General features: G+C 57.1%; 6 protein-coding genes. 3 read left to right on the top strand and 3 right to left on the bottom strand.

Features of this window, described 5'->3' with window-relative positions; all coding sequences use genetic code 11:
• Window positions 1-249: hypothetical protein (locus ACYCZJ_RS00245; protein ID WP_461552213.1), on the top strand; the 249-nt coding region annotated here is incomplete at its 5' end.
• A gap of 356 nt (window positions 250-605) precedes the next feature.
• On the opposite strand, the gene ACYCZJ_RS00240 is transcribed toward ACYCZJ_RS00245, so the two are convergent.
• Window positions 606-1,517: a DMT family transporter gene (locus tag ACYCZJ_RS00240; RefSeq protein WP_461552212.1), complete on the bottom strand. Its 912-nt coding sequence runs from the start codon at window positions 1,515-1,517 to the stop codon at window positions 606-608.
• 717 nt (window positions 1,518-2,234) lie between these two features.
• On the opposite strand from ACYCZJ_RS00240, the gene ACYCZJ_RS00235 reads away from it, so the two are divergent.
• Together ACYCZJ_RS00235 and ACYCZJ_RS00230 are read left to right on the top strand one after the other, a co-directional pair.
• Window positions 2,235-3,143, top strand: a complete 909-nt coding sequence (locus tag ACYCZJ_RS00235) for a sensor domain-containing diguanylate cyclase (RefSeq protein ID WP_461552211.1) — start codon at window positions 2,235-2,237, stop codon at window positions 3,141-3,143.
• A gap of 528 nt (window positions 3,144-3,671) precedes the next feature.
• Complete coding sequence (locus ACYCZJ_RS00230) at window positions 3,672-4,604, top strand: hypothetical protein (RefSeq protein ID WP_461552210.1); 933 nt, start codon at window positions 3,672-3,674, stop codon at window positions 4,602-4,604.
• 171 nt (window positions 4,605-4,775) lie between these two features.
• On the opposite strand, the gene ACYCZJ_RS00225 is transcribed toward ACYCZJ_RS00230, so the two are convergent.
• Entirely contained in the window at window positions 4,776-5,471 is a 696-nt protein-coding gene (locus ACYCZJ_RS00225) for a dienelactone hydrolase family protein (protein WP_461552209.1), read from the bottom strand.
• Window positions 5,472-5,614: 143 nt separating this feature from the next.
• Window positions 5,615-5,902 (bottom strand): hypothetical protein, encoded by a 288-nt coding sequence (locus tag ACYCZJ_RS00220; protein ID WP_461552208.1) that lies wholly within the window; start codon window positions 5,900-5,902, stop codon window positions 5,615-5,617.
• Between the last annotated feature and the right edge of the window lie 98 nt (window positions 5,903-6,000).

The following is a 6,000-nucleotide window of genomic DNA, read 5'->3' as shown; positions in this document are numbered from 1 at the left end:
CAGGAGTTCAGGAGTTCAGGAGTTCAGGAGTTCAGGAGTTCAGGAGTTCAGGAGTTCAGGAGTTCAGGAGTTCAGGAGTTCAGGAGTTCAGGAGTTCAGGAGTTCAGGAGTTCAGGAGTTCAGGAGTTCACAGGGTCAGGCCTGGAGTTCACAGGGTCAGGCCTTGCCTTTTGCCTCAACCATAAGCCAAAACAATTCAAAAATAACCCAGGGTCAGATACCGTCTGCATTAACACATACCAAAGCTAATTAGCGCGTCAATGCCACGCGTCTCGCTTGAGCATAGTTCGCCGGGGGTAGCCCGGCAGCTAGTCACCTTTTCTTGTTTGGCCAAGAAAAGGTAACCCAAAAGAAGGCCACCCCACTGCGCCGTCCCTTCGGGATACCTTCGTCCGAACCGGTCAGGCGGGGGCTGCGCAAACGCCCTGACAGCTTGCACAAACCGCAAGCTGCTGCGGAGCTCGAACAGTGCTCGCCTAAAGCTCCCGCCAGAGCGGTTCAGACGAAGCGGCGCAGAAGGGGAATTTCAAAAAACCTTGAGTCACACGCGTTGCGCGTGGCTTTTTGTGGCAAGACCTGACTCCAAGATCGTTCGCCCTTTATCCTCATTTTGCTGATTGATGTGTAGCGCCCAGAACAGCGCCGATCGTCACAAGCACGACGCCGGCAATGGTCACGGCATCGAGGGATTCCCTCAGCAAGGGTACGGCGGCGACTGCCGAGATACCAGGAACCATGGCCAGCATGAGGGTTGCTCGCTGCGTTCCGATGTTGTGTATGGCGTAGGCGAAGAGCAGGCCGGCAATCGAGGCAGCCAGGATGCCTTGATACACGCCTTGCAACAGGATGAAGGACAGGGGAACGGTGGTGATGGCCTTGGGCAGAAACAGGAGATAAACAGGCGTGTAGCAAACCATTGAAATCACGGCGACACCGATCGTGGCTTCGAGGGGCGAGACATGCCAATGCTTGAGCAACAAGCCAAAGCTGGCATAGCAGATTGCGGCAAGGAGAAAGAACACATCCCCCACCCATTGATGGGCGGGTGCCCCGGAAAATTGACCAAAGCTGTGGATGCCGATCAACACGATCCCCAAACCTGCGACCAGCAGGGCGAATTCAGACCGGACGCCAGGGCGGTTCCCGAGTATGAGCCAGGCAATCAATGCAGTCGCAAATGGAATGCCGCCGTTGACCAGAATGCCCGCATGGGCGGTCGGCGCAAGTGAAAAGCCCGCGTAAACGAATAAGCCATAGCTCATGCCGCCAAATGCGGCCAGCACGGCGAGTCGCTGCCAGTTGAGGCGTCGCCATCGGATCAACACAAACGGCAGACATACGAGCCCCGAGAAGACGAAACGTAGGGCAGCCATGTCATAGGGTGTAAGCGGGCTGCGTCCACCCAGCCGGGAGACGAGGTTGAACCCGGACCAGATCACGATGACCGCAGCCGCAGCGGCAAAGCCTTTGAATAGGTGGGGAGAGTGGGTCGGAATAGGGTGGCCTTCAACTGTCATGTGATGTGATTTCGGGATAATCGGTACCGCTCACATTATCACTGAAAACTCAATCCATCGCGTCGTGAACCAGGGCGGCACGGGAAACTTCGGGGCCAGGTCTTTCATTAACACATACCAATTATCAAATTGACGCGCCCGTTCGATGTGTATCGTTTGAACATGGTTTGCCGGGGGTAGCCCGGCAGCTAGTTACCTTTTCTTGTGTGGCCAAGAAGAGGTAACCCAAAAGAAGGCCACCCCACTGCGCCGTCCCTTCGGGATACCTTCGTCCGAACCGCTCAGACGGGGACTGCGCAAACGCCCTGGCAGCTTGCACAAACCGCAAGCTGCTGCGGAGCTCGAACAGTGCTCGCCTGAATCTCCCGCCCGACCGGCCCAGACGAAGCGGCGCAGAAGGGGAAGTTCAAAAAACCTTGAGTCACACGCGTTGCGCGTGGCTATTTTTGTATCCCTATTTCCACTATCACCCGGCTGCCCGGTCTTGCCACGATGGGATTAGGTCTCGATACTGCCTGCTTAAGCAGGATTTTGTGCAGAAGCATCATAATAGCCACTCAATTTGTATGGGATATTGGTAATTAACCGAATAGTATTGAGACCTAACCCCGGATTTTGTATCACTCGATGAATTGCTCCAATTAACGGGGCCAGGCTCGATTTATCTCAAGGGTCGATTGGGCGCGCAAGGACGAAGAAAAATGGAGGCTTCTGAAATTGAGAGACGAGCAAACTGATCCGGATATAGCCCGGCGTATCCAGAACGCGATCGACATGCTGCCGAGTCCGATATTCATCAAGGACGAGGACTGCCGTTACATTGCCTGCAATCGCGCATTCGAGAGCTATATCGGCCTGCCGCGAGCCAAAATCATCGGCGCGACCGTTTATGACGTCGCCCCCGCCGAGTTGGCCGCCATCTACGAGAAGGCCGATCGCGATCTGCTGGCCGACGGCGGGACGCAAACCTACGAAACCAATGTGCGCTACGCCGACGGCAGCGTCCACGATGTTATCTTCTACAAGTCGGTGTTTCACAAAGCGGATGGGCGGCCCGACGGCATCTCGGGGGTGATACTCGACATTACCGATCGCAAGCGCCTGGAAGACGAACTCGCGCAGGCGGCCAGGGAAGATTTCCTGACCGGCGCTGTGAACCTGCGCACCTTCTACGAACTGGCCGACCAGGAATTCGCGCGCTTCAAGCGCACCGGCGAAGCGTTCTCCCTGCTGGTGCTGGACCTCGATCATTTCAAGAAAATCAACGACACGCTCGGCCACGAAGCCGGCGATGATGCGCTGCGCAAATTCGTCCAGATTGTCACGGCCAACCTGCGCGAGCAGGACATTTTTGCCAGAGCGGGGGGCGATGAATTCCGGCTGTTGCTGCCGGGAACGCCACCGTCTGGCGCAATTGTGCTGGCCGAGAAAATCCGTGAAGAAGTGAGCCGGGTGAATCTCCGTGCATCGAACGGCAGCGTCCCCCTGTCCATGAGCGCCGGACTCTGCAGATGCCATCCGGATGACACGCGCATCGACGACATCGTTCGCAGGGCCGATGCCGCGCTGTATGAGGCAAAAGCGGCTGGCCGCAACGCGGTCAGGACTCATCCGGTCAGCCAGTAGCGCAGCTTGAAATCAATGCCGCTCCGTCGCGGTGAAAACAAATAGGGGACAGGCCACGGTTCGGCACCATGTAGTTACGGCCAAGTCTTGCATTAACGCATGCCAGAGCTAATCGGCGCGTCTATTCGACGTGCATCGCTTGAGCATGGTTTGCCGGGGCTAGCCACCTTTTCTTGTGTGGCCAGGAAAAGGTAACCCGAAAGAAGGCCACCCCATTGTGCCGTCCCTTCGGGATGCCTTCGTCAGAACCGCTCAGGCGGGGGCTGCGCAAACGCCCTGACAGCTTGCACAAACCGCAAGCTGCTGCGGAGTTCGAACAGTGCTCGCCTATCGATCACCATGAATGGAGTGGCTGGCTTGTGTGCAAGCAAAGGTGAAAGTTAAAATAGCGCACCAATTAATTAAAGGCGAAAGTCTCGAAAATGGTAATTGGATTAACCTGAACCCATTGCGGAATCAGCAAGAACACGCACGGGGTCAATGCTGGCTTCGTGGTTTGCCTATCATCAAAAATTCTAAAATAACCCCATGATCTCTAAACTGCCCTGGCTCCCGAATTTCCATCGCAAGTCGCTCGTCACGCTCTTTGTCACCTATATTGCCCTGGTGGGTGTCGTCACCCTGGCCATTCTGTCGGTTTATGCCGTGCTCTTGCCGGGTACCCTGGCAGAGGGATTCGGCCTGCTGAAACGGGCGGTCATCGCGAGTTTCAACCTGAGTGGTTATAAGGATGCCGCGCCGACTCCGTTCAGGGATAACCCGAACCTCGTGGTGATGACGATCCTGTTCGCCCATGCCTTTGCCATCCTGGTTCTCAACATGATCTTCCAGGCGGTAATCACTGCGAAGCTGATCAAGCCGGCCATTGATTTGCGCCTCTCCGACGGCGCGGTATTTAATCCCTCCTACGGCCTCAAGCAGACGCCGAACATCCTGTTCCGGCTGATCAATGCCAACCCGTTCGACCTGCACCTGATTTCCCTCAAGGCTTTTCTGACCGTGCATGATGAACACCCGGAGGATCCTGCGCGAAGCATGATCTATTACTTTCCTGTTCCGGACATCGATCCGCAGGAGATTCCGGTGCTGCGCTCGCACACTCCGTGGATCATCGCCATTCCCGTGGACGCGGCGCTTGGCAATTCGATTGTGCGTGACTATGAATGGCGCCTGACCGGCCCCGCCGGTTCCCAGCCCGGAAAGCGCCAGCTCGAGGTGCTGGTATCCGGCTATGAGACCGAGGCCTCCACCAGTTTTATGCGGGCATTCAAGCTCAATCTGGAAGCGGATGGTCCGAATGGCCTGATCTGCGGAGCTTTCCAGTCTTTGCACTGCGTTATGGACAAGAAGGAACTGGAGGCCATCAACACGCGCAACGCGAGGCTGGATGCGTCTTGCGTCGGCTGTCCGGAAGCGGATTGCCGATTCCGGAGCGTGTCGTCAGCGTCTCAAAGCGTTTAGCCAGGGCAGCTATTGCTTGAACATGGTTTGCCGGGCTGTCCCCGGCACTCAACTATCGCGCGTAGCGCTCTAAAGTACTCACCGGAACATCACGCCCGACCGGCTCAGACGAAGCGACGCAGAAGGGGAATTTCAAAGAACGCGAAGTCGCGCGCCTTGCGCATGAGTTTTCTATTGACGCAGTTGCTTGTCGAAGAACGCGATGGTCCGCTGCCAGGCAAGTTTTGCAGCCTCGGGGTTATAACCGAGTGGCGGCAAGTTCCTGGAATCGGATTCTTCGTTGGCGAAGGCATGTTTGGCATCGTAGCGGTAGAACTCATGGCCGACGCCGGCCTGCTTCAGTTTCTCTTCCAGCGCGTCGACACCGTTGATGGCGAAGAACTGGTCGCGGGTGCCCCAGTGGCCGAGCATGGGCGCCTTGATCTTGGCGGCATCCACGTATTCGAGCGGTGGATAGCCGTACCAGGTGGTGTTGGCATCGCTCTCGGCAACGAACACGGCCGCGAGCACCGTCAGGGCGCCGCCCATGCAGTAGCCGTTCACGCCGACCCTGGGGCTGCCAGTATTTTTGAGGTATTGAACCGCGCCGCGAATGTCCTGGCCCGCCGCATCACCGAAGTCGAGGTCCTTCATCAGATGTTCGGCCTCGGTCGCATCCAGCGTCAGTTTGCCGCGAAACAAATCGGGCACCAGCACGCGATAACCGGCCGCGGCAAATTGATCCGCAACGCCTTTGATCTGGTCGTTCAGACCCCACCACTCCTGGATCACCACGATCCCCGGCGCGCTGCTACCCTGCGCAGGCTCAACCATATAGCCTTTGGCATCCTGACCGTCCGGTCGTTTGAAACTGATTAGCTCACCCATGACATTCTCCTGATTAATTACGTGAATAGACAAAAACCTGCCGCGCGGCCTGACCTGACCTGAACAGAAGTTTTGTGAATATTGGTGATCAGAGTGACTCCAGATAGACAGGCAGGTTCAACCATATGCAGGCAATGCCGGGGTCAGCGATGCGTGTACCCCAACACCAACAGCAGCAGCGCCGTAATGGCCATGGCCGCGTGGAGGCTGACGCCAATCATCGGCGGTGGCGGGCGATGTTCGTGATTGCCCATGCGCAGGGCCAGAAAAACCAAGCCGCCGAGCAGTGCCAGAATAAACAGTAGCGCCGCATCGTTGTACAACACCTGAATGGGACTGCTGAGGATATGTTTTCCCAACAGGATCAGGCCCAGCAGGGCGACGCCGGCGTGCCCCGCCGCCAAGGTCCGGGAGCCACGCCGATAGCGCACGCCCAAACCACGAGCCCCAGGCCAAGCAGGGCGGCCAGACAGAACAGAGCGATTGCGGCAAGGATCATGCGTTTTCCCGGATCAAGGAATAGCGATAC

The organism is Sulfuriferula sp., from assembly GCF_054605375.1.
This window is presented reverse-complemented; position numbering and strand designations above follow the sequence as displayed.

What these genes read in the sequence shown, in the direction of transcription:
- ACYCZJ_RS00240 (WP_461552212.1), bottom strand. Translation starts at nt 1,517, where the DNA reads ATGACAGTTGAAGGCCACCCTATTCCGACCCACTCTCCCCACCTATTC.
- ACYCZJ_RS00230 (WP_461552210.1), top strand. Translation starts at nt 3,672, where the DNA reads ATGATCTCTAAACTGCCCTGGCTCCCGAATTTCCATCGCAAGTCGCTC.
- ACYCZJ_RS00225 (WP_461552209.1), bottom strand. Translation starts at nt 5,471, where the DNA reads ATGGGTGAGCTAATCAGTTTCAAACGACCGGACGGTCAGGATGCCAAA.